This window comes from Streptomyces sp. NPDC057010, assembly GCF_042673805.1.
Classification (GTDB): Bacteria; Actinomycetota; Actinomycetes; order Streptomycetales; family Streptomycetaceae; genus Streptomyces.
Genome location: NZ_JBHUSC010000025.1, coordinates 64,629 through 88,414, shown reverse-complemented (window position 1 = coordinate 88,414; position 23,786 = coordinate 64,629). Strand labels below are relative to the sequence as shown.

General features: G+C 72.7%; 26 protein-coding genes and 1 tRNA gene. 10 read left to right on the top strand and 17 right to left on the bottom strand.

Translation table 11 applies throughout. The features are described 5' to 3' along the window. Positions 1-18: 18 nt before the first annotated feature. Positions 19-579 carry a heme-binding protein gene (locus tag ACFTXQ_RS21535; protein WP_382643034.1) on the bottom strand — a complete coding sequence of 187 codons (561 nt, stop codon included), beginning with the start codon at positions 577-579 and terminating at the stop codon, positions 19-21. 384 nt (positions 580-963) lie between these two features. Here ACFTXQ_RS21535 and ACFTXQ_RS21530 point away from each other — a divergent pair, with 384 nt between their 5' ends. The 3 genes from ACFTXQ_RS21530 to ACFTXQ_RS21520 all read left to right on the top strand — a co-directional run bounded on the left by ACFTXQ_RS21530 (position 964) and on the right by ACFTXQ_RS21520 (position 3,307). Beyond that, entirely contained in the window at positions 964-2,109 is a 1,146-nt protein-coding gene (locus ACFTXQ_RS21530; protein ID WP_382643056.1) for a sensor histidine kinase, read from the top strand. Continuing rightward, positions 2,106-2,729 (top strand): response regulator, encoded by a 624-nt coding sequence (locus tag ACFTXQ_RS21525; RefSeq protein ID WP_382643032.1) that lies wholly within the window; start codon positions 2,106-2,108, stop codon positions 2,727-2,729. Before ACFTXQ_RS21530 ends, ACFTXQ_RS21525 begins: the two co-directional genes overlap by 4 nt. Positions 2,730-2,803: 74 nt before the next feature. Beyond that, a complete protein-coding gene (locus ACFTXQ_RS21520) occupies positions 2,804-3,307 on the top strand; it encodes a hypothetical protein (RefSeq protein ID WP_382643030.1) in 504 nt (167 codons plus the stop codon). 18 nt (positions 3,308-3,325) lie between these two features. Here ACFTXQ_RS21520 and ACFTXQ_RS21515 read toward each other — a convergent pair whose 3' ends face one another. After that, positions 3,326-4,033 (bottom strand): pentapeptide repeat-containing protein, encoded by a 708-nt coding sequence (locus ACFTXQ_RS21515; protein WP_382643029.1) that lies wholly within the window; start codon positions 4,031-4,033, stop codon positions 3,326-3,328. 98 nt (positions 4,034-4,131) lie between these two features. On the opposite strand from ACFTXQ_RS21515, the gene ACFTXQ_RS21510 reads away from it, so the two are divergent. Further along, complete coding sequence (locus tag ACFTXQ_RS21510; protein WP_382643054.1) at positions 4,132-5,124, top strand: zinc-binding dehydrogenase; 993 nt, start codon at positions 4,132-4,134, stop codon at positions 5,122-5,124. Here the strand turns inward: ACFTXQ_RS21510 and ACFTXQ_RS21505 are convergent. Genes ACFTXQ_RS21505 through ACFTXQ_RS21495 form a run of 3 tightly spaced genes read right to left on the bottom strand, consistent with a single transcriptional unit; the run spans position 5,121 to position 7,266 of the window. Beyond that, positions 5,121-5,603 carry a GNAT family N-acetyltransferase gene (locus ACFTXQ_RS21505; protein ID WP_382643027.1) on the bottom strand — a complete coding sequence of 161 codons (483 nt, stop codon included), beginning with the start codon at positions 5,601-5,603 and terminating at the stop codon, positions 5,121-5,123. The two genes, ACFTXQ_RS21510 and ACFTXQ_RS21505, sit on opposite strands and share 4 nt — an antisense overlap. A 25-nt stretch (positions 5,604-5,628) precedes the next feature. Then, the gene (locus ACFTXQ_RS21500) at positions 5,629-6,537 is read right to left on the bottom strand and encodes an aminoglycoside phosphotransferase family protein (RefSeq protein ID WP_382643025.1); all 909 of its coding nucleotides are present in this window, start codon (positions 6,535-6,537) and stop codon (positions 5,629-5,631) included. Between the two features lie 30 nt (positions 6,538-6,567). Continuing rightward, a complete protein-coding gene (locus ACFTXQ_RS21495; RefSeq protein ID WP_382643023.1) occupies positions 6,568-7,266 on the bottom strand; it encodes a DsbA family protein in 699 nt (232 codons plus the stop codon). 184 nt (positions 7,267-7,450) lie between these two features. Here ACFTXQ_RS21495 and ACFTXQ_RS21490 point away from each other — a divergent pair, with 184 nt between their 5' ends. Beyond that, positions 7,451-8,833, top strand: a complete 1,383-nt coding sequence (locus ACFTXQ_RS21490; protein WP_382643021.1) for an NAD(P)/FAD-dependent oxidoreductase — start codon at positions 7,451-7,453, stop codon at positions 8,831-8,833. 72 nt (positions 8,834-8,905) lie between these two features. On the opposite strand, the gene ACFTXQ_RS21485 is transcribed toward ACFTXQ_RS21490, so the two are convergent. Together ACFTXQ_RS21485 and ACFTXQ_RS21480 are read right to left on the bottom strand one after the other, a co-directional pair. Beyond that, positions 8,906-8,979, bottom strand: a tRNA-Thr gene (locus tag ACFTXQ_RS21485). A 74-nt stretch (positions 8,980-9,053) separates the two neighbouring features. Continuing rightward, positions 9,054-10,220 carry a hypothetical protein gene (locus ACFTXQ_RS21480; protein WP_382643020.1) on the bottom strand — a complete coding sequence of 389 codons (1,167 nt, stop codon included), beginning with the start codon at positions 10,218-10,220 and terminating at the stop codon, positions 9,054-9,056. A gap of 291 nt (positions 10,221-10,511) precedes the next feature. Here ACFTXQ_RS21480 and ACFTXQ_RS21475 point away from each other — a divergent pair, with 291 nt between their 5' ends. The 3 genes from ACFTXQ_RS21475 (at position 10,512) to ACFTXQ_RS21465 (ending at position 12,999) form a co-directional block, all read left to right on the top strand. Next, positions 10,512-11,600, top strand: a complete 1,089-nt coding sequence (locus tag ACFTXQ_RS21475) for an ABC transporter ATP-binding protein (protein WP_382643018.1) — start codon at positions 10,512-10,514, stop codon at positions 11,598-11,600. A gap of 193 nt (positions 11,601-11,793) precedes the next feature. After that, positions 11,794-12,207: a hypothetical protein gene (locus ACFTXQ_RS21470; protein WP_382643016.1), complete on the top strand. Its 414-nt coding sequence runs from the start codon at positions 11,794-11,796 to the stop codon at positions 12,205-12,207. Between the two features lie 27 nt (positions 12,208-12,234). Further along, the gene (locus ACFTXQ_RS21465) at positions 12,235-12,999 is read left to right on the top strand and encodes an NDP-sugar synthase (RefSeq protein ID WP_382643015.1); all 765 of its coding nucleotides are present in this window, start codon (positions 12,235-12,237) and stop codon (positions 12,997-12,999) included. Between the two features lie 117 nt (positions 13,000-13,116). Here ACFTXQ_RS21465 and ACFTXQ_RS21460 read toward each other — a convergent pair whose 3' ends face one another. The 10 genes from ACFTXQ_RS21460 to ACFTXQ_RS21415 form a co-directional block, all read right to left on the bottom strand. Next, entirely contained in the window at positions 13,117-14,676 is a 1,560-nt protein-coding gene (locus ACFTXQ_RS21460) for a DoxX family membrane protein (protein WP_382643013.1), read from the bottom strand. Positions 14,677-14,818: 142 nt separating this feature from the next. Next, positions 14,819-15,790 carry a 23S rRNA (guanosine(2251)-2'-O)-methyltransferase RlmB gene (gene rlmB / locus ACFTXQ_RS21455; protein WP_382643011.1) on the bottom strand — a complete coding sequence of 324 codons (972 nt, stop codon included), beginning with the start codon at positions 15,788-15,790 and terminating at the stop codon, positions 14,819-14,821. A 95-nt stretch (positions 15,791-15,885) separates the two neighbouring features. After that, positions 15,886-17,286: a cysteine--tRNA ligase gene (cysS, locus tag ACFTXQ_RS21450; protein ID WP_382643009.1), complete on the bottom strand. Its 1,401-nt coding sequence runs from the start codon at positions 17,284-17,286 to the stop codon at positions 15,886-15,888. Positions 17,287-17,380: 94 nt separating this feature from the next. Beyond that, a complete protein-coding gene (gene ispF, locus ACFTXQ_RS21445) occupies positions 17,381-17,878 on the bottom strand; it encodes a 2-C-methyl-D-erythritol 2,4-cyclodiphosphate synthase (protein WP_382643007.1) in 498 nt (165 codons plus the stop codon). Beyond that, positions 17,868-18,614 (bottom strand): 2-C-methyl-D-erythritol 4-phosphate cytidylyltransferase, encoded by a 747-nt coding sequence (gene ispD, locus ACFTXQ_RS21440; RefSeq protein WP_382643005.1) that lies wholly within the window; start codon positions 18,612-18,614, stop codon positions 17,868-17,870. Before ispD ends, ispF begins: the two co-directional genes overlap by 11 nt. A 288-nt stretch (positions 18,615-18,902) precedes the next feature. Beyond that, on the bottom strand, positions 18,903-19,385 hold the full coding sequence (locus ACFTXQ_RS21435; protein WP_003953493.1) for a CarD family transcriptional regulator: 483 nt from the start codon (positions 19,383-19,385) through the stop codon (positions 18,903-18,905). A gap of 515 nt (positions 19,386-19,900) precedes the next feature. Continuing rightward, complete coding sequence (locus ACFTXQ_RS21430) at positions 19,901-20,461, bottom strand: hypothetical protein (RefSeq protein WP_382643003.1); 561 nt, start codon at positions 20,459-20,461, stop codon at positions 19,901-19,903. 9 nt (positions 20,462-20,470) lie between these two features. Beyond that, the gene (locus tag ACFTXQ_RS21425) at positions 20,471-20,659 is read right to left on the bottom strand and encodes a hypothetical protein (RefSeq protein WP_382643001.1); all 189 of its coding nucleotides are present in this window, start codon (positions 20,657-20,659) and stop codon (positions 20,471-20,473) included. Between the two features lie 58 nt (positions 20,660-20,717). Beyond that, positions 20,718-21,398 (bottom strand): response regulator transcription factor, encoded by a 681-nt coding sequence (locus ACFTXQ_RS21420; RefSeq protein WP_030387286.1) that lies wholly within the window; start codon positions 21,396-21,398, stop codon positions 20,718-20,720. Continuing rightward, a complete protein-coding gene (locus ACFTXQ_RS21415; RefSeq protein WP_382642999.1) occupies positions 21,395-22,639 on the bottom strand; it encodes a sensor histidine kinase in 1,245 nt (414 codons plus the stop codon). Before ACFTXQ_RS21415 ends, ACFTXQ_RS21420 begins: the two co-directional genes overlap by 4 nt. A 217-nt stretch (positions 22,640-22,856) precedes the next feature. Between ACFTXQ_RS21415 and phoU the strand changes: the two genes are divergently transcribed. Both phoU and ACFTXQ_RS21405 read left to right on the top strand, forming a co-directional pair. Beyond that, entirely contained in the window at positions 22,857-23,534 is a 678-nt protein-coding gene (phoU, locus tag ACFTXQ_RS21410; protein ID WP_267754036.1) for a phosphate signaling complex protein PhoU, read from the top strand. 102 nt (positions 23,535-23,636) lie between these two features. Next, positions 23,637-23,786 (top strand): hypothetical protein, encoded by a 150-nt coding sequence (locus ACFTXQ_RS21405; RefSeq protein WP_167344738.1) that lies wholly within the window; start codon positions 23,637-23,639, stop codon positions 23,784-23,786.

Below are 23,786 nucleotides of genomic sequence, written 5' to 3'. Positions count from 1 at the left end.
CGACGGCCACTGGGGCGACTACTTGGCGAGGGCGTCCACGCCGGCCTTGGCGAACTTCTCGTCCAGGTCGCCGCTCGGGGCGCCGGCCACGCCGATGCCCGCGACCGGGGCGCCGTCCGACTGCACCGGGGTACCGCCGCCGAGGAAGAGGGTGCCGGGGATGTCCTTCAGGTTCGGGGCCTGGGCGAGGCGGCCGGCGAGCACCGAGGTCGGGGCGTTCCAGGACACGGCGGTGAAGGCCTTGCGCTGCGCCGACTCGTAGGACTGCGGGCCCGCGCCGTCGCCGCGCAGGGTGACGATCGTGTTGCCGTTGCGGTCCACGACCGCGACCGTGACCCGCTGGTTCTCCTTCTGCGCGGCCTCGAGCGCGGCCTGGGCGGCGCGGCTGGCGGCCTCGATGGTGAGGTGCTTCGTGGTCGTGAAGTTCTTGTCGTTCGTGTCGCCGTCCTTCTTCGCGGAGGCGGCGGCCGGCGCGGACGCCGGGGCGGCGCTGGCGCTGGCGCTGACGGCGCCGAAGGTCCCGGCGCCGAGCGCGACGGCGAGGGCGGTACCGGTGAGAACGCGGGTGCGGGTGTTCATCTCTGCTCCTGAGGACGACAGCGGACGGTCGGAGAGCGCGGCGGCGCTTCCACCGACCCGGCTCCTTCACTGCTCCAAGCCTGTCCCGGATACCCCCGCCACCCCGTCCCCGTACCGGCTCCGACCGCGCACCACACCGGTTGACCCCGGGGTCATCCGATCGGTCGATGCGCCGCTCCGCCACCTCCGTATTGGCTGGTCACAGCCCCTGCCTCGGCGGCGTTTGAGGCGTGGGGTCCGGGGCGGAGCCCGGGAAGCGGCGCCGCACCCGCGCCACCCACCCGGCAAGATGGAACCAGGCCGAACACCCCAGGAGCACCCGTGAGCCCCGCCCCGCAGCACCCCCCGCCACGGAACCCGAACACCCGCACCCTGGCCGCGGTCATGCACACGGCGTTCTTCCTCCTGCTCGCCGCTTCGGTGGCCCGCTTCCTCCTGCGCCACCCCGGCGAGCCCCGCACCCCCTGGGTCATCGCCCTCGGCATCGCCCTGGCCCTGCTCTACGTACTGGGCCCCGCGGTCGGCGCCGCCCGGCAGCCGGGCTCGGCGGGCGTCACGCCCGCGCCGCCCAGCCGTCTCCTGTGGCTCGGCCTGGTCGTCGCCACCTGGGTGGTCCTCGTCGTCCTGGCCCCCAGCTTCGCCTGGTGCGCCGTCCCCCTCTTCTTCACCGCCCTGCGCACCCTGCGCCCCCGCGCAGCGATCGTCCTCGTCGCCCTCCTGACCGTCTTCGTCGTCATCGCCCAGCTCCAGCTCGCCACCGCCTTCGACCCGAACCTCCTCCTCGCCCCGCCCGCCATCGCCGCGCTCGCCACCGCCGTCTTCGTCCACATGGAGCGCCAGGCCCAGGCCCAGCGCGCGCTGATCGACGACCTGATCCGCACCCGCCGCGAGCTGGCCGCGACCGAGCGCCGCGAGGGGACCCTCGCCGAGCGCCAGCGGCTGTCCATGGAGATCCACGACACGCTCGCCCAGAACCTGTCCAGCCAGCAGATGCTGCTCCAGGCCGCGGACCGCACCTGGGACACGGACCAGGCCACCGCCCGCGCGCACGTCCGTACCGCCACCGGCATCGCCGCCCGCGGCCTCGCCGAGGCCCGCCGGCTCGTCCACGACCTGGCCCCGGCCGAGCTGGCCGGCGGCGCCGGCCTCGCCGACGCCCTGCGCTCCCTGGACGCCGGCCCGGACATCGACGTCCGCTTCCACCTCGAAGGCAGCCCGGCCCCGCTCCCGGACCGCGTCCAGTCCGCCCTGCTGCGCATAGCCCAGGGCGCGCTGGCCAACGTCCGCGAGCACTCCGGCGCCCGTACGGCCGCACTCACCCTGAGCTTCCTGGGCGACCAGGTGGTCCTGGACATCGCCGACGACGGCCACGGCTTCACCGAGCCCCGCGCCGCCACCGCGGAACGCGGACACGGCCTCCCCGCGATGCGCGCCCGCATCCGCCAGCTGGGCGGCACCCTGACCATCGAATCCACGCCGGGCGAGGGCACGGTCCTCTCCGCGGCCATCCCCCTGGAGCCGGCCCCATGACGACGATCCTGCTCTGCGACGACCACGTGGTGGTGCGTGCCGGCCTCCTCGCCCTCCTCGGCAGCGAGCCGGACATCGAGGTGCTCGGGGAGGCGGGCAGCGGCGAGGAGGCCGTCGCACTGGCGGCCAGGCTGCACCCCGACGTGGTCCTGATGGACCTCCAGCTGGGCGAGGGCATCGACGGCGTCGAGGCAACCCGCCGCATCACCTCCGCGCCGAACCCCCCGCACGTGCTGGTCCTGACCACCTACGACACGGACGCGGACATCACCCGGGCCATCGGCGCCGGCGCCACCGGCTACCTCCTGAAGGCGGAACGCCCGGAAGAGCTCTTCGCCGCCATCCACTCGGCGGCCCAGGGCCGCACCACCCTCTCCGCACCGGTGGCCAGCCGCGTCATGGCCCACATGCGCGGCACCCGCCCCACCCTGACCGACCGCGAGCTGGACATCCTCGGCCAGCTGGCCCGCGGTCTCGGCAACCGCGACATCGCCCGCGCCCTGTTCATCAGCGAAGCCACGGTCAAGACCCACCTGGGCCGCATCTACGACAAACTCGGCGTCGACACCCGCGCGGGCGCCGTCTCCGTGGCGAAGGAACAGCGGCTCCTGCCGTCCTGACGGCGGGGTGGGCCCGCCGGGACCGGCACCACCGGGGTCGGCACCGCCCCGGCCCCCGTGACACCATCGGCTACGTGCTCGACATCGGCTACTCCCTCTCCCGGCGCTTCCCCGACCCCCCGCAGACCGACTACCGCTCGGCGGACGTCCGCTCCCTGCGCCACGACCTGTTCTGCGGGGACGTCTACCTCGCCGACACCCACGCCGACCGCGAGGTGTCCACAGCCTGGGGATGGGTGCCCGTACTGGACTTCGCCTGGGCCCTGTGCGACATCGTCGAGCAGCTGGACCAGGACCCGCGCGGCAGCCGCTCCGCCCACCGCCAGTACGCCGAGCTCGACTTCACCGAGTCCACGGACCGGATGCTCTTCGAGCGGCGCTTCGGCTGGGTCGACATCGAGGCCGACTGGATGCCGGCCGAGGAGGCCCCGCTGACCTTCAGCCACCGGCTGCTGCGGCGCGAAGCGCGGGACTTCCTGCACGACCTCATCGCGGACCTCGTCGACATGCACGACGGCCTGGCCGACAACCCCGTCATCTGGACCCTCCAGTCCCGCTTCCCCCGCGTCCCGGCCTGACCCGGCCCGACCCGGCCGTCACGGGAGGACCCGTAGCCCCAGCTGGACGGCGAGCGCCGGGGCCAGGTCGAGCAGTTGGCCCGGGGTGATCACCGCCCCGGACAGCGCCTCCACCCCCCGCGCGACCTCGAGCGCCGCCGCGCCCCGCAAGTCCACGTCCGTCATCCGCACCCCGCTGAAGTCCGCCCCCTTCAGCGTGCAGTCCGGGAATTCCACCCGCTCCAGCACCGCGCCCCCGAAATCCGGCTCCACCAGCACGCACCCCTCGAAAACCACGTCCCGCAGCCGCGCCTTCCGCAGGTTCAGGTAGTCGATCTTGCCGCCCCGCACCACCACCCGCTCCAGCGCGGCGCCGTGCAACTGCACCCCGCCCAGCCGCGCGTCCACCAGCTCCACGTCCCGCAGCGTGGCCCCCGCCAGGTCGGTCCCCACCCCGCGGATCCCCTCCAGCACCGAGTCCAGGAACCGCGCGTTCGCCAGGCTCGCCTCGTCCAGCGCGCACCGCCGCACCACGCAGTCCATGAAGCGGGCCCCCGTCCCCTCCTGCCCCGCCAGGTCGAGGTCCGCGAACTCCAGCCCGTCGTAGTCCCCGTCCGGCTCCAGCCCGCCGCCCTCCCAGGGCGCCGTCTCCGGCAGCCGCACCTCCGGCCGCCGCGCCGCCTTCACCCTCGCCTTCACCTTCGCCGCCGTCGCCTTCGCCGTCTCCGCCTGCCCTTTGCGCGCCATGCCTCCATGGTGACCGACCCCACCGACAACGCCCCGGCGGCGCACCCCCTTGACCTCAACCCCGCTTGAGGTCAGAGGCTGGCCCCATGCCCACCACCATGCGCGCCATCCGCCTCCACGCCTTCGGCCCCGCCGAGAACCTCTCGTACGAGACCGTCCCCGTCCCCGTACCGGCCGCCGGCCAGGTCCGGATAGCCGTGGCCGCCGCCGGCGTCCACCTCCTCGACACCGCCCTGCGCGGAGGCGACCAGGGCCCCGCGCCGGCCCTCCCCGAGCTGCCGACCGTCCCCGGTCGCGAGGTCGCCGGCACCGTCGACGCCCTCGGCCCCGGCACCGACCCCGCCTGGCTCGGCCGGACCGTCACCGTCCACCTCGGCTTCGCCCCCGGCGGCTACGCCGAGTACGCCGTCGCCGACGCCGACCGCCTGCACCCGGTCTCCGACGGCCTCGACCCCGCCGGGGCCGTCGCCATGATCGGCACCGGCCGCACCACCCTCGGGATCCTCCAGTTCGCCGAGCTGGGTCCCGGCTCCACCGCGCTCGTCCCCGCCGCCGCCGGCGGCATCGGCACCCTGCTCGTCCAGTACGCCAGGAACGCCGGCGCCACCGTCATCGCCCTCGCCGGCGGCCCCGCCAAGACCGCCCGAGCCGCCGCCAACGGCGCCCACCTCGCCCTCGACTACACCGCCCCCGGCTGGGCCGACACCGTACGCGCCCGCCACCCCGAGGGCGCCACCGTCCTGTTCGACTCCGTCGGCGGCGCAACCGCCCGCACCGCCCTGGACCTCCTCGCCCCCGGCGCACGGCACCTCGTCTTCGGCTGGTCCGCCGGCCCCCTCGCCCTCACCGACGCCGACCGCGCCGGCCTCACCGCCCGCGGCATCACCACCGAGAACGTCCTCGGCCCCGCGATGCTCCGGCGCGTCGGCGCCCCCGACCCCCTCCGCGTCCTGGAGACCCGCGCCCTCGCCGAAGCCGCCGCCGGCCGCCTGCGCCCCGCCGTCCAGCGCTACCCCCTGGCCGAGGCGGCCGCCGCCCACCGCGACCTGGAGACCCGCGCCACCACCGGCAAGGTCGTCCTCGAACCCTAGGCCGCCGAGGAGCCGCCGAGCTCCGCCAACGCCCCATCCGTCAGCCGGTACACCGTCCACTCGTCCTGCGGCCGCGCACCCAGGGCCTCGTAGAACGCGATCGTCGGCGCGTTCCAGTTCAGCACCGACCACTCCAGCCGCTCGTAGCCCCGCTCCACGCATATCCGCGCGAGCTCGGCCAGCAGCGCCTTGCCGTGGCCGCCCCCGCGCGCGCCCGGTCGTACGTACAGGTCCTCCAGGTAGATCCCGTGCACCCCGCGCCACGTCGAGAAGGAGAGGAACCACACCGCGAAGCCGACCACTTCCCCCTCCGCCGTCTCCGCGATGTGCGCGAACACCGCCGGCCGCTCCCCGAACAGCGCTTCCCGCAGCTGCTCTTCGGTGGCGCGCGCCTCGTGGGGCACCTTCTCGTAGGCGGCGAGTTCTCGGATCATCGCGTGGATGACGGGGACATCGGCGATTTCAGCGCTACGGATCATGCCCGCACCCTAAACGCCCGCGCCGTCACGGCCGTCGGCGCCCGAGCAGCAGCTCCGCCACCGCCACCTGCTCCTCCCCCAACCGCTCCTCCCCGTCCGCCACGTCCCACAGGCAGTTCTGCAGCACCCGCCCCAACGACCAGGCCCGCGCCCGCTCCCGGTCCAGCCCCATCACCTCCGTCATCAGGTCGAAGCGCCACCGCACGTCCCGCGCCCGGAAGTTGTTCACGATCGCCGGCAGCAGATCGAACCCCGGATCGCCGGCCAGCGGCTTCGGGTCGATCGCCAGCCACGGCTCGCGGCCGCCCGCCAGCACGTTGTCGTAGTGCAGGTCCCAGTGCAGCAGCCGGTCCCCGGGCTGCCCCGCGACCTCCGCCACCGCCGCCGCGCAGTCCCGCAGCAGCCGCCGCTCCCCCTCGTCCGCGAGCCGCCCGACCGCCTCCGGTACGTCCTCCAGCATCCCCGCGGCGACCTCCCCGAGCCCGCGCAGCCCGGCCGGGGCGGCCACCGCCGTCAGCCGTGCCAGCAGCCGCGCGACCACCTCCACGGCCTGCCGGGCGTCCCGCTCCGCGAGCGCCGACAGGTGCCGGCCCTCGTCCAGCCGCTCCAGCAGCAGCGAGCCTGTCTGCGCGTCGTGCTCCAACAGCCGTACGCTGCCCGCCCCGTTCCAGGCGCGCAGCGCGAGCGGCTCCCCCGCGCTCTCCTCGTCCGGCAGCGCCAGTTTCAGTACGGCCGCGGTCCCGTCGGCCCGTTCCACCGGCAGCACCAGCGCCGTCACGCCGTGCATCCCCGGTCCCGTGCGCCGCAGCCGCCACTCGTGCAGGAACCGCCCCGCCAGCGCCGGCAGTCCCGCGATGAAGGCCCGGCCCGCCTCGCCGTTCCACCTGAGCTGCGCGCGGACCAGCCCGTCCGGGATCTCCGACATCTCGACCATGGCCCCCGACCCTACGGCCCGGAGCCTCCGTCACGCCGTACCGATCCCCAGCCCGGCCAGCGTCGCCGTGAACGCCTTCGCGTCGAACAGCGAGCCGTCCTTCGCCCCCACCGGCCTCCCCTCCACGAGGACCGCCGGCGTCCCCTGCACGCCCGTCGCCTCGAACGCCTTCTCGGCCTCGCCGGCCCACTCCTTGTACGCCGTCTCCGCGACCGCCGCGTCGAAGGCCGGCCCGCGCAGCCCCGGCACCTTGTCCGCTATCTCCAGCAGCAGTTCGTCCGTGAACTTCCCCTTCGGCTGGCTCGCGAACACGGCCGCGTGGTACTCGGCGAACCTCCCCGCGTCCACCGACGCCCGCAGCGCGTTCACCGCCTTCACCGAACCGCTCGCCCCGTCCCGGTCCAGGAAGGAGGCCAGCAGGTACTCCACCTTCACCTTCCCGTCCGCCGCCAGCTTCAGCAGCACCTCACCGCCCGCCTCCTCGAACCGCGCGCAGTAGCCGCACCGCGGATCGACGAGCACCTGGACGGTGCGCGGCGCGTCCGGGCTGCCGACGACGACCTTCGCGCCCTCCACCTTCGCGGGCAGCTTCGCCAGCACGTCCGCGAGGGGACTCGTCCGCACCACGGCGGTGGCCGCCGGCTTCCCCTGGTCCCCGCCGCCGCAGCCGGCCACCGCCCCGCCCAGCAGCGCGGCCGCCGCCACTGCCGCCACGACCCGCCCGGCCACACGCCCACGCCCACACCCACGCACCACGAAACAGCACCTCTCACCCAAACCCGAACAAAACTCCCCGCCCCACCCTAAGAACCGGCCACCCCCGCCGCATCAGCCAAAAGGCCTTGATTCACGCCCCGAAACCCGGCATCCCGCACCTGGACACCCTTCCGGAACGGGGTGTACCAACTCCCCCATGACGATCAACGGCGGCATTTCCTTCTGGTACGCGACCGACCGCACCGCCCCGGCCACGCCACCCCGCGCCCCCCTCACCGCCCACGCCACGGCCGACGTCGTCATCGTGGGCGGCGGCTACACCGGCCTGTGGACCGCCTACTACCTCAAGCGGGCCGCCCCCGACCTCCGGGTCACCGTCCTGGAGCAGAAGTTCTGCGGCTACGGGGCCTCCGGCCGCAACGGCGGCTGGCTCTACAACGGCATCGCCGGCCGCGACCGTTACGCCCGCCTGCACGGCCCCGAGGCCGCCCGCCGCCTCCAGCGGGCCATGAACGACACCGTCGCCGAGGTCATCGACACCGCCGCCAAGGAGGGCATCGACGCCGACATCCACCGCGGCGGCGTCCTCGAAGTCGCCCGCACCCCCGCCCAGCTCACCCGGCTCAAGGCCTTCCACGACGCCGAACTCGCCTTCGGCGAGAGCGACCGCGAGTTCCACGACGCCGCCGCCACCCGCACCCGTATCGACATCGCCGACGCCGTCGGCTCCAGCTGGAGCCCCCACGGCGCCCGCATCCACCCCCTGAAGCTGGTCAGGGGCCTGGCCGCGGCCTGCGAGCGCCTCGGCGTCGTCATCCACGAGTCCACCCCGGTCACGGAGATCACCGCCGGGAAGGCCGTCACCCCGTACGGCACCGTCCGCGCCCCCCACGTCCTGCGCTGCACGGAGGGCTTCACCGCCGCCCTCAAGGGCCAGAAGCGCGCGTGGCTCCCGATGAACTCCTCGATGATCGTCACGGCCCCGCTCCCGGCGCCGGTCTGGGACCAGCTGGGCTGGTCCGACTCGGCGGTCCTCGGCGACATGGCCCACGCCTACATGTACGCCCAGCGCACCGCCGACGACCGCATCGCGATCGGCGGCCGCGGGGTCCCGTACCGCTTCGGCTCGCGCACCGACAACGACGGGCGCACCCAGCCCGCCACCATCGACTCGCTGCGCGACCTGCTGTTCGCCTTCTTCCCCCAGCTCACCGGTACGGAGATCACCCACGCCTGGTCCGGCGTCCTCGGCGTCCCGCGCGACTGGTGCGCCACCGTCACCCTGGACCGCACCACGGGCCTCGGCTGGGCGGGCGGCTACGTCGGCTCGGGCGTCGCCACCGCCAACCTCGCCGCCCGCACCCTGCGCGACCTCGTCCTCGACGACTCCACCGAGCTGACCGCCCTGCCCTGGGTGGGCCACCGCGTCCGCCGCTGGGAGCCGGAGCCCTTCCGCTGGCTCGGCGTGCAGGCCCTGTACGCCGCCTACCGCGAGGCGGACCGCCGCGAGACCGCGAGCCACAGCCCCGTGACCACGCCCCTCGCCCGCCTCGCCGACCGGATCTCGGGCCGCCACTGATGCTGCCGAGAGCCCTGCGCGAGGGCATGCGAAAGGCCCCGGACCTGGGCGGTCCGGGGCCTTCGTCAGCAGAGCCCCCTGTCGGGTTCGAACCGACGACCCCCGCTTTACAAGAGCGGTGCTCTGGCCAGCTGAGCTAAGGAGGCAGGGCCGCCATCACTCTACACAGGCCGCTCTTCCCCAAGCCATCACATTGGCCACGGGCACCGCCCCGGCGGGATCAGGTGGTGCAGCCGGGCACCGTGCCCGCGCAGTTCGTCGGCAGGTTCTTGACGACCTTGCTGTCCGTGAGGGTCACGGTGGCGCCCTCACCGTTGTTGATGCCGCCGCCCACGTTCGCGGCGCGGTTCTCCGCGACCGTCGAGTGCTCCAGCGTCAGCTCCGTGGCACCGTCCCCCGCCGCCACGTTGTTGATGCCGCCGCCGTCGTGGCCGGCCTGGTTCGACTCGACCTTGGTCTTCTTCAGCGTCGCGGTGCCCGCGTTGTTGAGACCGCCGCCGTCGTTGCCCGCCCGGTTGTCGGCGATGGCCGACTCGTTGGTCTCCAGCGTCGCCTCCTCACCGTTGTTGATGCCGCCGCCGTTCTGGCCGGCCCAGTTCTCGACGACCTTGGTGTACTTGAGCTTCGCGGTGCCGAGGTTGTCGATGCCGCCGCCGTTGCCTTCGCGGGCCTCGTTGTTGGCGATGAGGCCGTGCTCGACGGTGAGCGAGCCCTCGTTCTCGATGCCGCCGCCGTCCGTGTCCGCGGCGTTGCCCGCGATGGTGCTCTTCTTGATCGTGAGGGTGCTGTCCGCTTCGTTGCTGATGCCGCCGCCGTCCCCGGTGGCGGTGCCGTCCGCGCTGGTGGCCACGTTGGTCAGGACGTCGCTGTCGACGAGCGTGGCGGTGCCGCCCACGTTGTGGATGCCGCCGCCTTCCGCGCCGGCCCGGTTGCCGGCGACCTTGCTGTCCTCCAGGCGCAGGGTGCCCGCGTTCTCGATGCCGCCGCCGTACACCTCGGCGTGGCCGCCGGTGACGGTGACCCCCTTCAGGAGGAGTTCACCGCCCTCGCTCACCGAGATGATCCGGAAGAGCGGGAGGCCGTCGGTGGCGGACCGGATCAGCGTCGAGTTGTGCCCGACGATCTTGACCTTCCCGGTGATGGCCGGCAGGGCGCTGTCCGAGCCCCCGAAGCCCTCCGTGAAGCGGTAGGCGCAGTCCTTGGCCAGCGTGATCGTGCCACCGTCGGCGTTGTCATTCGCGTCGCTGACGGCGGTGAGGAGCGCCGCGACGTCACCGCAGGCCACGGTCACCTTCAGCGGCTGGGCCATGGCGGCGGGTGCGACCGCCATGCACAGGCCGATGCTCGCCGCAACCGCGGATCCGATGACTACGAGACGATTCTTCATTCGCTTCTCCACTCTCGGTGCCAGGCCGGGCCGGTGCCTCTCCGCACGGGAGGCGCCCCCAGGACGCACCCAGAGGTATCGCCTCGGCCCCGCGAGGTGTCGCACCCCGGTTCGGACCCTCCGGAAGTCCATGCGAACGGCCGCCACCCGTTCGGAGTTCGCGAACGGGCATTGCGGGGTGCTGACAGAACGCGCCCGGGCAGGTAGCGTCGGGCGCAGTCCTGTCGACTGGACTAGACCTTCCACTCGGATCGTCCGGCACGTTCCTGCCGGTAGAAGGGATTCACCACCATGGCTTCTGTCACCTTCGACAAGGCGACCCGCCTCTACCCGGGCGGCGACAAGCCCGCCGTCGACCAGCTGGAGCTGGAGATCGAGGACGGCGAGTTCCTCGTCCTCGTCGGCCCCTCCGGCTGCGGCAAGTCCACCTCGCTGCGCATGCTCGCCGGCCTGGAGGACGTCAACGGCGGCGCCATCCGCATCGGCGACCGCGACGTGACGCACCTGCCGCCCAAGGACCGGGACATCGCGATGGTGTTCCAGAACTACGCGCTCTACCCGCACATGTCCGTGGCCGACAACATGGGCTTCGCCCTCAAGATCGCCGGCGAGGACAAGGCCACCATCCGCAAGAAGGTGGAGGACGCGGCGAAGATGCTCGACCTCACCCAGTACCTGGACCGCAAGCCCAAGGCGCTCTCCGGCGGCCAGCGCCAGCGCGTCGCCATGGGCCGCGCCATCGTGCGCAAGCCGCAGGTCTTCCTGATGGACGAGCCGCTGTCGAACCTCGACGCCAAGCTCCGCGTCTCCACCCGCACCCAGATCGCCGCGCTCCAGCGCGACCTCGGCATCACCACCGTCTACGTCACCCACGACCAGGTCGAGGCCATGACCATGGGCGACCGCGTGGCCGTGCTGAAGGACGGCCTGCTCCAGCAGGTCGACACCCCGCGCAACATGTACGACCGCCCCGCGAACCTCTTCGTCGCCGGCTTCATCGGCTCCCCCGCCATGAACCTGGTCGAGGTCCCGATCACCGACGGCGGTGTGAAGTTCGGCGACAGCGTCGTCCCGGTCTCGCGCGAGGCGCTGTCCGCCGCGGCCGACGCGGGCGACCGCACCGTCACGGTCGGCGTCCGTCCCGAGCACTTCGACGTCGCGGAGAGCGGCGGCCTGACAATCGTCGTGAACGTCGTCGAGGAGCTCGGCGCCGACGGCTACGTCTACGGCTCCACCGACAAGGCCGCCGGCGCCCAGGACCTCGTGGTCCGCGTGGGCGGCCGCCAGGTGCCCGAGAAGGGCTCGAACCTGCACGTGGTGCCCCGGGCCGGCGAGATCCACGTCTTCTCGACCTCCTCCGGCGCGCGGCTGTCCGACTGACACCGCGGCAAGGGGCGCCCCGTCACGACGGGGCGCCCCTTGCCCGTGCCGCCGCCCCGCCCGGTGCACACCCGACAGACCGGCCCATTCAACCCCCGGCCGTCAACCCATAATTCGAAAAACCACGTCGAACCATCCCCCGACCGGGTGACTAAATGTCGCCAAATCTTCACCGAGCGCTACTCTCGCCCTCGTGACCCACACTGCCCGCCGTATCGGCCGTTCCCTCGCCCTGGTCCTGCCCGTCGTCCTGGTCCTGTCCGGGACCCTCGCGGTCACCATGGTTCCCTGGGCGGACACTTCCTCCTCCCAGATCCTGACCGCCTCCGCCGAGGACGTCTCCGTCCCCGCGAAGCCGCGCGCCGCGCAGGACGTGCTCCGCGACAAGCTGCTGAGCGAGCTCCAGCAGGGCCAGGAGCCGGGTGACGTCCTCACCCACCTCCAGCAGGAGGTGGACAAGCGGCCGTCGCTCGCCGTGCACTGCGCGGGCATCGCGCGTGCCGTCGGGCGCGCCGCGAAGACCGCCTACGGCCCGACGAAGGCCCTGTCCTTCGCCCGCCCCGTGTGCGACACCTCGTACGCGACCGGCATCGCCTCCATGGGCTGACCCTCGCCGCGTCCCTACGCTGCCCCCATGAACGACTCCCGCCGATCCGCCCCACCCCTTCCCGCAGCCGCGTTCCCCACCACGCCCACCCAGGCGGTCGTCCTGGCGGGCGGCCAGGGGTCGCGGCTGCGGCCGTACACGGACGACCGTCCGAAGCCGATGGTCGAGATCCCGGGGACGGGGGTGCCGATCATCGGGCACCAGCTGGCGTGGCTGGCCGCCGAAGGGGTCACCGACGCCGTGGTCTCCTGCGGACACCTCGCGGGCGTGCTCCAGGACTGGCTGGCCGGGACCGAACTCCCGCTGCGCGTGACCACGGTGGTCGAGGAGGAGCCCCTGGGGCGCGGCGGCGGCCTCAAGCACGCCGCCCGCCACCTCCCGCACCCCGACCGCGCCTGGTACGCGACGAACGGCGACGTCTGGACCCGCTTCTCGCTGCGCGAGATGGCGGCGTTCCACGTCGAGCGCGACGCGGTCGCGACCCTGGCCCTCGCCCGCCCGCGGATCCCGTGGGGGGTGGTGGAGACGAACGAGTTCGGGCAGGTGCTGGACTTCATCGAGGCGCCGCCTTCGCCGTATCCGGTCAATGCCGGCGTGTACGCCTTCGGGCCCGAATTCGCCGCGCTGCTCCCGGACTTGGGTGATCACGAACGCAGCACGTTCCCGCGGCTGGCACGCGAACGGCGGCTGGCGGGCTTCCCGCTGCCCCAGGGGGCCTACTGGCGGGCGATCGACACGGCGAAGGATCTCACCGAAGCCGCAAGGGAGTTGGCCGCGCACGCGGCCTCCTGAGCCCCTCGCCGCCCCACCGCTCCGCTCGTACGGTGCTTCGCGCGCCCGGCACACGAGGAGGGGCCCGGCACGCCGTGCGTGCCGGGCCCCCGGTCCCCTCGGAGCGGTTCGCCCGCCTCAGCCGAGGAGCCCCCCGACCAGGCCGGGCTGCCTGCTCGGGGTGGTGCCGCCACTGCCGGCGGAACCGGTTGAGGAGGAAGAGCTCGACGGCTTCTGCGAGGCGGACTGCCGCGGCGTACTGCGCGGGGTCTGCTGGCTGCCCGTGGTGCCCTTGCTGGCGGTGGGCGACTCGGAGCCGGTGCCCGCGGTCCCGCGGGTCGGTCCGCCGGTGGCGCCCTTGCCGGACTTGGCGGCCGGTTCGGTGGCGGTGGCGCTGGGCTGCGGCGCCTTGGACGGCTGCTTCTGCGAGGGCTGCTGCGGGGCGGTGGTCTGCGGGAGGGGCCGGCCCGGCAGGTAGTTGCTGGGGGCCTGTCCCGGTCCGGGCACGGTGACAACGGTGGTGGAGCGGACGGCCCCGCCGAGGAGGGAGCCGATCAGGAGGGTGAGCCCGCACACGACGGTGGCCATGACGGCCCCGCGCCGCAGGACGCGCCGCCGCAGCCGCCAGACCTCGGAGCGCGGTCCGAGGGTCCGCCAGGCCTCGCCGGCGAGGCGCCCGTCCAGCGAGTACACCGGGGCGCCCGCGATGATCAGCGGGCTCCAGGCGGCGAGGTAGATGATGTCGGGCGCGTCGTAGGCCGGGACGGTCCGCCAGCTCACCGTCATCAGCAGCGCGGCGGACAGCAGGGCCCCGAAGCAGGCGGCGAACCGCTGCCACAGCCCGAACACCGTCAGCACGCCCACGATGACCTGGAGGAACGCGACGCTGAGGCCGGCCCCGACCGGGTGGGCGAGCGCGAAGTCGCGCAGCGGCTCCGCCAGCGCCCAGGGGTGCAGGGTGTGCAGCCAGGTGACCATGGAGCCGCGCTCGCCGCCGTCGAAGTAGACGGGGTCGCACAGCTTGCCCATGCCGGCGTAGATGGAGATGAACCCGAGGAAGACGCGCAGCGGGAGCAGCACGACGCCGAGGTTCATCCGGCGGCCGGGGTAGTAGGAGGCCTGGCCCCGGGCGTCGGAGCCGGTCCGGCGGGATTCGGGGCCGGCCGGTCCGCCCGGCCCGGCGCCGGGCGGCTGCTCGTACGGCAGGTCCCGTACGGCGGCCATCGGGCGCGTCTCGTCCTGGCTCCCGTGGTCGCCGTAGCCCCCGCCACCGCCCCCGTAGCTGCGCTGGCCGATGACGGTCGGCGTGGCCAGGGTGTCGTCGGCGAGGTCGTGCGCGAGGTCGATGCGCGGGATGACCTGGGTGGCGCCGCCGTCGTACTCCTCGTGCCCTCGGCCGGACTCGCGGACGGCCTGGAGCAGGCCGCCCATGGCCGCGGCGTCGCCGGCGTCGGACTTGCCGCTCCAGACGACGGGGGCGCGGCGCCGGGTGGCCCCGGCGGCGGCGACCACGGCGCCGCCGAGGACGGGCGCTCTGCCCGGGGCGTTCGCGGGCTTGGAACGCGCGCTCGGGCTCGGTGCGAGCCGCACGCGGAAGCTGGCGTGGTTGACGATGACCTGTGCGGGATCGCACGGCACCTTGACCATGCTCAGCGCGGGCTGGTCGTCGAACCCTGACGTTCTGGTGTCCACACTCATCTAACCGAGTGATCAGTGTTTAGGACACTGCCTTGACATCAGGGATCTGTCCGAGACCCGTCAAGATCAAGCCACCCCGCCCGGAACGGGCGGGGTGACAGCCTCACGTGTCACTTTCCGTGAGCCAAGTGGATCAAGCAGATCAGACGCGGCCACGCTGGGCGCGGCGGCGGGCCGCCTCGTAGAGCACGACGCCGGCGGCGACACCGGCGTTGAGGGACTCGGCGCCGCCCGGCATCGGGATGCGGACGAGGTAGTCGCAGTTCTCGCCGACGAGGCGGCCGAGACCCTTGCCCTCGGAGCCGACGACGATGACGACCGGGCCGCCGAGCGCCTCCAGGTCCTGCACCTCGTGCGTACCCTCGGCGGCCAGGCCGACGATGGCGATGCCGGCCTTCTTGTAGTCCTGGAGGGCGCGGGTCAGGTTGGTGACGCGGGAGACCGGGGTGCGGGCGGCGGTGCCGGCCGAGGTCTTCCAGGCGCCGGCGGTCATACCGGCGGCGCGACGCTCGGGGATGACCACGCCGTGGCCGCCGAAGGCGGAGACGGAACGCACGATCGCACCGAGGTTGCGCGGGTCGGTGACGCCGTCGAGGGCGACGATGAGCGGGTCCTCGCCGTTGTCGTACGCCTCGGCGGTGAGGTCCTCGGGGTGCGCGTACTCGTACGGCGGGACCTGGAGGACCAGGCCCTGGTGGTTGAGCCCGTTGGTCATGCGGTCGAGCTCGGGGCGCGGGGCTTCCATCAGGTTGATGTTGCCGCGCTGGCCGGCGAGCTGGAGGGCCTCGCGGACGCGCTCGTCGTTGTCGATGAACTGCTGGACGTACAGGGTGGTGGCGGGGACGCCGTCGCGCAGCGCCTCGAAGACCGGGTTGCGGCCGACGACCATCTCGCTCTGGCCCTTGGGGCCGCCGCGGCGCGGGGCCGGGCGGCGCTTGGCGGCCTGCCGGGCCATGGCGTTGGAGACCCGGAACGCCTTGTGGCCCTTGCGGTCCTCGGCCTTCGGCGTGGGGCCCTTGCCCTCCAGGCCCCTGCGCCGCTGGCCACCGCTGCCGACCGTCGCGCCCTTCTTGTTGGACGTGCGGCGGTTCCTGCGCTGGCTGTTCCCGGCCATGACTTCTACCTGTTTTCGTCTGGTGCTGCGATATGTACGTATGAAGAGTGTGCCGCCCGGAGTGCCGGGCGGCACAGCAGGCTGAGCTGCCCGGCTCAGCGGGGGCCGAGGGTCCAGCGCGGTCCGGTCGGGCTGTCCTCGATGACCAGGCCCGACTGCTGGAGCTGGTCGCGGATGGCGTCGGCGGTCGCCCAGTCCTTGCGGGCGCGGGCGGACTCGCGCTGTTCCAGGACCAGGCGCACGAGGGTGTCCACGGCGCCGTGGAGGTCCTCGCCGCGGTCCGTCTCCTCGGCCCAGTGCGGGTCGAGCGGGTCCAGACCGAGGACGCCCAGCATGGCCCGTACCTCGGACAGGCGCGCGATGGCCGCGTCCTTGTCGTCGGCGGCAAGCGCGCTGTTGCCCTGGCGGACGGTGGTGTGGACGATGGCGAGCGCCTGCGGGACGCCGAGGTCGTCGTCCATGGCCTCGGCGAAGGCGGGCGGCACCTCGGCGGCGGGCTCGACGGCCCCGCCGGCCTTCTCGATGACGCGCTGGTAGAAGCCCTCGATACGGGCGAAGGCGGACTCCGCCTCGCGCAGGGCCTCCTCGCTGTACTCGATCATCGACCGGTAGTGCGGGGTGCCGAGGTAGTAGCGCAGGACGATCGGGCGCCACTGCTTGACCATCTCGGAGACGAGCACCGAGTTCCCGAGGGACTTCGACATCTTCTCGCCGGACATGGTGACCCAGGCGTTGTGGACCCAGAACTTCGCGAACTCGTCGCCGAAGGCCTTGGCCTGGGCGATCTCGTTCTCGTGGTGCGGGAAGATCAGGTCGAGCCCGCCGCCGTGGATGTCGAAGGCCTCGCCGAGGTACTTGTGCGCCATCGCGGAGCACTCCAGGTGCCAGCCGGGACGGCCGCGGCCCCAGGGGGTCTCCCAGGAGGGCTCGCCGGGCTTGACGGACTTCCACATGGCGAAGTCGCGGGGATCGCGCTTGCCGGTCTCGCCGGTGGACTCCGGCTGGCGGATGTTGTCGAGCTCCTGGCGGGACAGCGCGAGGTAGCCGGGGTACGACTTCACGTCGAAGTAGACGTTGCCCTCGGACTCGTAGGCGTGGCCGCGCTCGATGAGGCCGCGCATCATCTCGACCATCTCGGTGACGTGGCCGGTGGCGCGGGGCTCGTAGGTGGGCGGCAGGCAGCCGAGGGCGGCGTACCCGTCGTTGAAGGCGCGCTCGTTCTCGTAGCCGATGGACCACCAGGGGCGGCGCTGCTCGGCGGACTTCGCGATGATCTTGTCGTCGATGTCCGTGACGTTGCGGATGAAAGTGACGTCGTAGCCCCGGTACTCGAACCAGCGGCGCATCATGTCGAAATTGAGGCCCGACCGGATGTGCCCGATGTGCGGGGCCGCCTGGACGGTGGCGCCACAGAGGTAGATCGAGACGCAGCCCGGAACGAGCGGGGTGAAGTCGCGGATCTGCCGGGCGCTGGTGTCGTACAGGCGAATAGTCACGGCATCCAGGGTAGTGCGCCCGTAGCAGTGCCCCGCGACCCTTTGGGGACCCGGGGCACCTTTGTTGCCGAAGATGTGCCGTCTCCGGCGGTTTTCAGCCCCGGTTCGTCCGGTACACGAGTGCGGTGGCGATCGCGGCGAGCCCTTCGGCCCGGCCGGTGAGGCCGAGTCCGTCGGTGGTGGTGCCGGAGACGGAGACGGGGGCGCCCGCGGCGGCGGCGAGCGCCTTCTGCGCCTCTTCGCGCCGCTTGCCGATCTTCGGGCGTACGCCGATCACCTGGATGGCGATGTTGCCGATCTCGAAGCCCTCGGCCCGGACGATACGGGCGGCCTCCGCCAGGAGGGTGACACCGGCGGCGCCGGACCACTCGGGGCGGGAGGTGCCGAAGTGCGCGCCGAGGTCGCCGACACCGGCGGCGGAGAAGAGGGCGTCGCAGGCGGCGTGCGCGGCGACGTCGCCATCGGAGTGCCCGGCGAGGCCGTCCTCGCCCTCCCACAGCAGGCCGGCGCACCACAGCTCGCGGCCGGTCTCGAAGGCGTGCACGTCCGTGCCGATGCCGACGAGCGGGATCACGGGGAGGTCAGTAGACATCGGTGGCCCTCCTGCGGGCGAGTACGGCCTCGGCGAGGACCAGGTCGAGCGGGCGGGTGACCTTGAAGGCCTCTTCGTGGCCGGGGACCACCGTGACGGTGACGCCGAGCCGCTCCACCATGCCGGCGTCGTCCGTTGCACCCTCGCCGGCCACCGCGATCTCCTCGTGCGCGCGCAGCAGGGTGGCCAGGTCGAAGCCCTGGGGGGTCTGGACGGCGCGCAGCCGGGCCCGCTCGGGGGTGGCGACGACCGGCTCGGGCTCGCCGGGCTTGCCGGGCTCGACCTCCTTGACGGTGTCGGCCAGCGGCAGGGCGGGCACCACGGCGGGCGTGCCGCCGCGCACGGCCTCGACGACGGAGTCGACGGTGTCCACGGGGACCAGCGGGCGGGCCGCGTCGTGGATGAGCACGGAGGTGACGTCCGCGGGCAGCGCCCGCAGGCCGGCGCGTACGGACTCCTGCCGGGTCTCCCCGCCGGGGACGACCAGGATCTCGGTGCGGTCGGGCAGCGCGTGCTCGTTCAGGAGCAGGCGCACCTCGGCGGCCCCGTCGGAGGGCGCGACGACCACCACGAGGGAGACGGCACGGGAGCGCGCCATCGCGCGGACGGCGTGGATGAGCATCGGGGTGCCGCCGAGGGCCCGCAGGGCCTTGGGGGCGCCGGGGCCGAGGCGTACCCCGCGGCCGGCGGCCGGGATCACGGCCGCGGTCCGGTGGGGGCGCGTTTCGTCAGACATCAGTAGCTCCGAGCCAGGTTTGTGACTTCGGCCGACATGGGTATGGCCTGAAGCGTGCCGGGTGCGACGCCCTCGCCCCTTCCGTGACGACCGGTCGAGCAGGCTGCCCGGGCCCGGCACACCAGTGGGATGCGGGTTGAGGAGCGGGTGGGGAAACAGACATGCCGCAGCGCCCGGCAACAGGCCTCTCGTGGAGGAGAGACCTTGTCATCGGGCACCGCGGCACAGCTGCGTACACACTGTTCTACTGAACTTCTTCAGTGAACTCGAACCGCACGGGGCCTCGCGTCAGGACGCGAGCACCTCGTCGAGGAGGGCCTCGGCCTTGTCCTCGTTCGTGTTCTCCGCGAGCGCGAGCTCGCTCACCAGGATCTGGCGCGCCTTCGCGAGCATGCGCTTCTCACCCGCGGAAAGCCCGCGCTCACGCTCACGACGCCACAGGTCACGCACCACTTCGGCGACCTTGATGACATCGCCAGAAGCGAGCTTCTCCAGATTTGCCTTGTAGCGCCGGGACCAGTTCGTCGGCTCTTCTGCATACGGTGCGCGAAGCACCTCGAAGACCCGGTCCAGCCCGTCCTGGCCGACTACGTCGCGAACACCGACGAACTCCGCATTGTCCGCAGGCACACGAACCGTCAGGTCGCCCTGGGCGACCTTGAGCACCAAGTAGGTCTTGTCCACGCCTTTGATCTGACGAGTCTCAATGGCCTCGATCAGCGCGGCCCCGTGATGGGGATAGACCACGGTGTCGCCAACCTTGAACGTCATGTGACAGGTACCCCTTCCGTGGCTATCCAGGGTAACACGAGAACTGACTGTTATGAATGGCGTTTTCGCAGGTCAGGGCCCATCTCAGGGCTTGACAACAGCATCGGGAACGTGCTGCGGAGGGCTTGCGGAAGGGGGTATTCGCAGGTCGGGGGCGCTGTGCGGACCAGGCGAAAGGGCCACGCTACACCCGCCCGGGACCCGCGCCAGTGTGACGTACGCCCCGTTTTGCCGGGTTCGGCGCCGGGAAACCGAACTACTCCGTTCGACTGGCGGGCGTCCATACGGATCGGGTTCCGGCCCAATCGGGAATTGATCACGGAGCGGCGTTCGGGGGAATCCCGGAATTGATCACCCGGCGCGCGGCGGCCGGAATGCGACACCTCATGATCGGCGCGGCGAACGGCACGGGAATGCAAGATCGCGGGCCGGTGCCGAGGGCGGCCGCCGCGCTGCGGAGGGTCGGGTGCGGGGGCAGGGCGGCGGCTCGGTAACCTAAGCGCGCTGACACACCCTTAGAGCGGCTTTACCTCGGCCGTTCCGAGAGCCCACCCGCCCGTTCCGTACGTCCAAGGAGTTGCCGCCGCCGTGAGCCGCAGCCTTCGACGCGGCGCCCTCGCCGCCACCGCCGTCGTGTTCTCGATCGCCTCGCTGGCCGCATGCGGTGCGGGCAACGACGCGCAGACCCTCCAGATCAAGCCGGACAACGCCGCCGTCACCAAGGGCGAGATCAAGATCCAGAACGCGCTGGTGATCACCCAGGGCGGCAAGGAGAAGAAGGGCCCGGCCGCCGTCTCGGCGACCGTCTTCAACTCCGGCACCAAGCCGCAGACCCTCGACGGCATCACCCTCGGGGGCGGCAAGTCCAAGGTCACCCTGAAGGCGGCCGCGGGCGACGGCAAGGTCACCGTGCCGGCCGGCGGCTCCGTGGTGCTCGGCGGCAAGGGCAACGCCTCCGCCGTGGTCGAGGGCGGCGCCGAGGGTGCCAAGGACGGCGACGTCCAGAAGATCGTCTTCCAGCTGAGCAGCACGGGCGACGTCGAGCTGGAGGCCTTCGTGGTCCCGGGCAACGGCATGTACGCGGCCTACGGCCCGACCACCGCCCCGGCCGCCGGCGCCACCGCCTCCGGCAGCCCCGCCGCCACCCCGTCGGGCACCCCGTCCGGCAGCCCCTCGGGCACCCCGTCCGGCACCCCCGCCGCCGGCGCCGCGGGCACCCCGTCGGGCACCCCCTCGGGCAGCGCCTCGCACGCCGCGGGCCACTGCGCCACCACGAACACACCCGGAGGGGCCCCCGGTCGCATCGGCGCCGGGGGCCCCTTCCCGTACTGCTTACGGTTCGAACTTGTAGCCGAGGCCGCGGACCGTGACCAGGTAGCGCGGGGCGCCCGGGTCCGGCTCGATTTTGGCGCGCAGGCGCTTGACGTGGACGTCGAGGGTCTTGGTGTCGCCGACGTAGTCCGCGCCCCAGACCCGGTCGATGAGCTGCATACGGGTCAGCACGCGGCCCGCGTTGCGCAGCAGCATCTCCAGCAGGTCGAACTCCTTCAGCGGGAGGTCCACCTTCCCGCCGGCGACGGTGACCACGTGGCGGTCGACGTCCATCCGTACGGGACCCGCCTCCAGGGCCGCCGGGGTGACCTCCTCCGGCTCGCCGCGGCGGCGCAGGACCGCACGGATGCGGGCGACCAGCTCCCGCGAGGAGAAGGGCTTCGTGACGTAGTCGTCGGCTCCTATCTCCAGCCCGACGACCTTGTCGATCTCGCTGTCCTTGGCGGTCACCATGATCACGGGGACGTTGGAGCGGCCGCGCAGCTGCCGGCAGACCTCCGTGCCCGGCAGGCCGGGGAGCATCAGGTCGAGGAGGACGAGGTCGGCGCCGTTGCGCTCGAACTCGTCGAGCCCGTCGGGCCCGGTCGCGGCGATCGCGACCTCGAAGCCCTCCTTGCGGAGCATGTAGGACAGGGCGTCGCTGAAGGATTCCTCATCCTCGACGACGAGCACTCGGGTCACGGAAGGACCTCCGGGGCTGGGATGGCTGGTGCTGTTTCGGTTTCAGGCAGGGTGCGGGCGGCCGCGGGGGCGTGGGTGCCGGCCGATGCGGCCGCTTCGGGCAGGCGCAGGGTGAACGTGGAGCCCTGACCCTCGGAGCTCCAGACCGACACCTCCCCGCCGTGCGAGGCCGCCACGTGCTTCACGATCGCAAGGCCGAGGCCGGTTCCTCCCGTGGCGCGGGAGCGGGCCGGGTCCACGCGGTAGAAGCGCTCGAAGATGCGCTCGCGGTCCTTCTCCGGGATGCCGATGCCCTGGTCGGTCACGGCGATCTCGATCAGGTCTCCACCGGGCGCCGACACCCTGCGGCCGGCTATGCCGACGCGGGTGCGGGCGGGGCTGTAGTTGACGGCGTTCTCGACCAGATTTCCGAGGGCTGCGGCGAGCTGGCCGCGGTTGCCCCAGACGCGCAGGTCGGCGGTGCCGCCCGCGGCCATGGTGATCTGCTTGGAGGACGCCGTGTGGCGGCAGCGGTCGATCGCTTCCGCTACCAGCGTGTCCACGCGGACGGGCTCGGCGTCCTCCAGCGGGTCGTCGTTCTGGACCCGGGAGAGGTCGATGAGCTCCTGTACGAGGTTGATGAGCCGGGTGGACTCGATCTGCATGCGGCCCGCGAAGCGGCTGACCGCCTCGGGGTCGTCGGCGGCGTCCATGACGGCCTCGGAGAGCAGGGAGATCGCGCCGACCGGCGTCTTCAGCTCGTGCGACACGTTGGCGACGAAGTCGCGGCGTACGGCCTCGATGCGGCGGGCCTCGGTGAGGTCCTCGACCAGGAGGAGCACCAGGCGGGAGCCGAGCGGGGCCACGCGCGCCGAGACGGCCAGGGCCTCGCCGCGGCCGGTGCCGCGCCGGGGCAGGTCGAGCTCGACCTGGCGTATCTCCCCGTCGCGCCGGGTGTCGCGGGCCATGTGGAGCATGGGCTCCACGGCGAGCTTGCCGCCCCGTACGAGCCCGAGGGCGTAGGCGGCGGAGCTGGCCTTGACGACGGCGTCGCCTTCGTCGAGGACGACGGCGGAGGACCGGAGCACGGAGAGGACGGTGTCCACGCCGGGCGGGAGCACCGCGTTGATGTCGGGGCGCATGGAGCTCCGGGTGGGGCGGGCGTGGTCGCGCTCGCTCCAGCGGAACGCCAGCATCGCGATCACACCGGTGCAAAGACCGGCGATCGCTGCAGCTGCGGCGACCGCCGCGTTCACGTCCATGCATCCAGGTTAAGCAGGCACGACGACACTTCCACAGCCGTTCGGGTGGCACCTCGAACAGTCGTCGCCCAGAGTTCACCCTGGCGACGGGGTTGATTCACTTGTGGTGCCGGAGTCGGACGCGTTTGCGGCTCACCGTGTCAACGTGGGGCCAAAGGCCGCCCCGGCCCGCCCCCGGGCAGTACCGCAGTAGTAGGTCGAGAGAGGGACACGAGACATGCGCGACGCGTACCACGAGGAACTGGACTCGATCGGAGAAGGCCTGGTCGAGATGGCCCGGCTCGTCGGTTCCGCGATCGGGCGGGCCACGACGTCCATGCTCGACGCCGACCTGAAGCTCGCCGAGAGCGTCATCGCCGCCGACCAGAAGGTCGACGACCTCCAGCACGACCTGGAGGCCCGCGCCATCGCCCTGCTGGCCCGCCAGCAGCCCGTCGCCACCGACCTGCGCATCGTGGTCACCTCGCTGCGCATGAGCGCGGACCTGGAGCGCAGCGGCGACCTGGCCCAGCACGTGGCGAAGCTCGCCCGGCTGCGCTTCCCGGACACGGCGGTCCCGCGGGACCTGCACGCCACGATCCTGGAGATGGGGCAGCTCGCGCAGCGCCTGATGGCGAAGGCGGCGGAGGTCATCATCACCAAGGACGTCGACCTGGCGCTCCAGCTGGAGCAGGACGACGACGAGATGGACCAGCTGCACCGCACGCTGTTCCAGCACCTGATGGACGACCGCTGGAAGCACGGCATCGAGACGGCGGTGGACGTGACCCTGCTGGGCCGGTACTACGAGCGCTTCGCGGACCACGCGGTGTCGGTCGCCAAGCGCGTGGTCTACCTGGTGACGGGCGAGCACGCGGACGAGCTCCAGCCTCCGACCCAGGTCGAGGGCATCTGAGCCGTTCTGCCCCCGTGCGCCGTTGACGCGCCGGTGGCACTGGGCATGAATGAGGCGAAGGCAAGTACGACTCTCCCTGTACGCCGCCTGCGAGGAGGAACCATGCCCGATTCCCCCGTCCCCATCACCCCGGAGCAGGAGCAGCCGCCGAGGCCGGAGCCCCTCCGCCTCCCGCTGCTCGCAGCCTGCGGCTGCGGCTCGGGCTGCGGCTGCGGCTGCCAGTCCGGCGCTCCCTGCCAGTGCGGCGGCTGA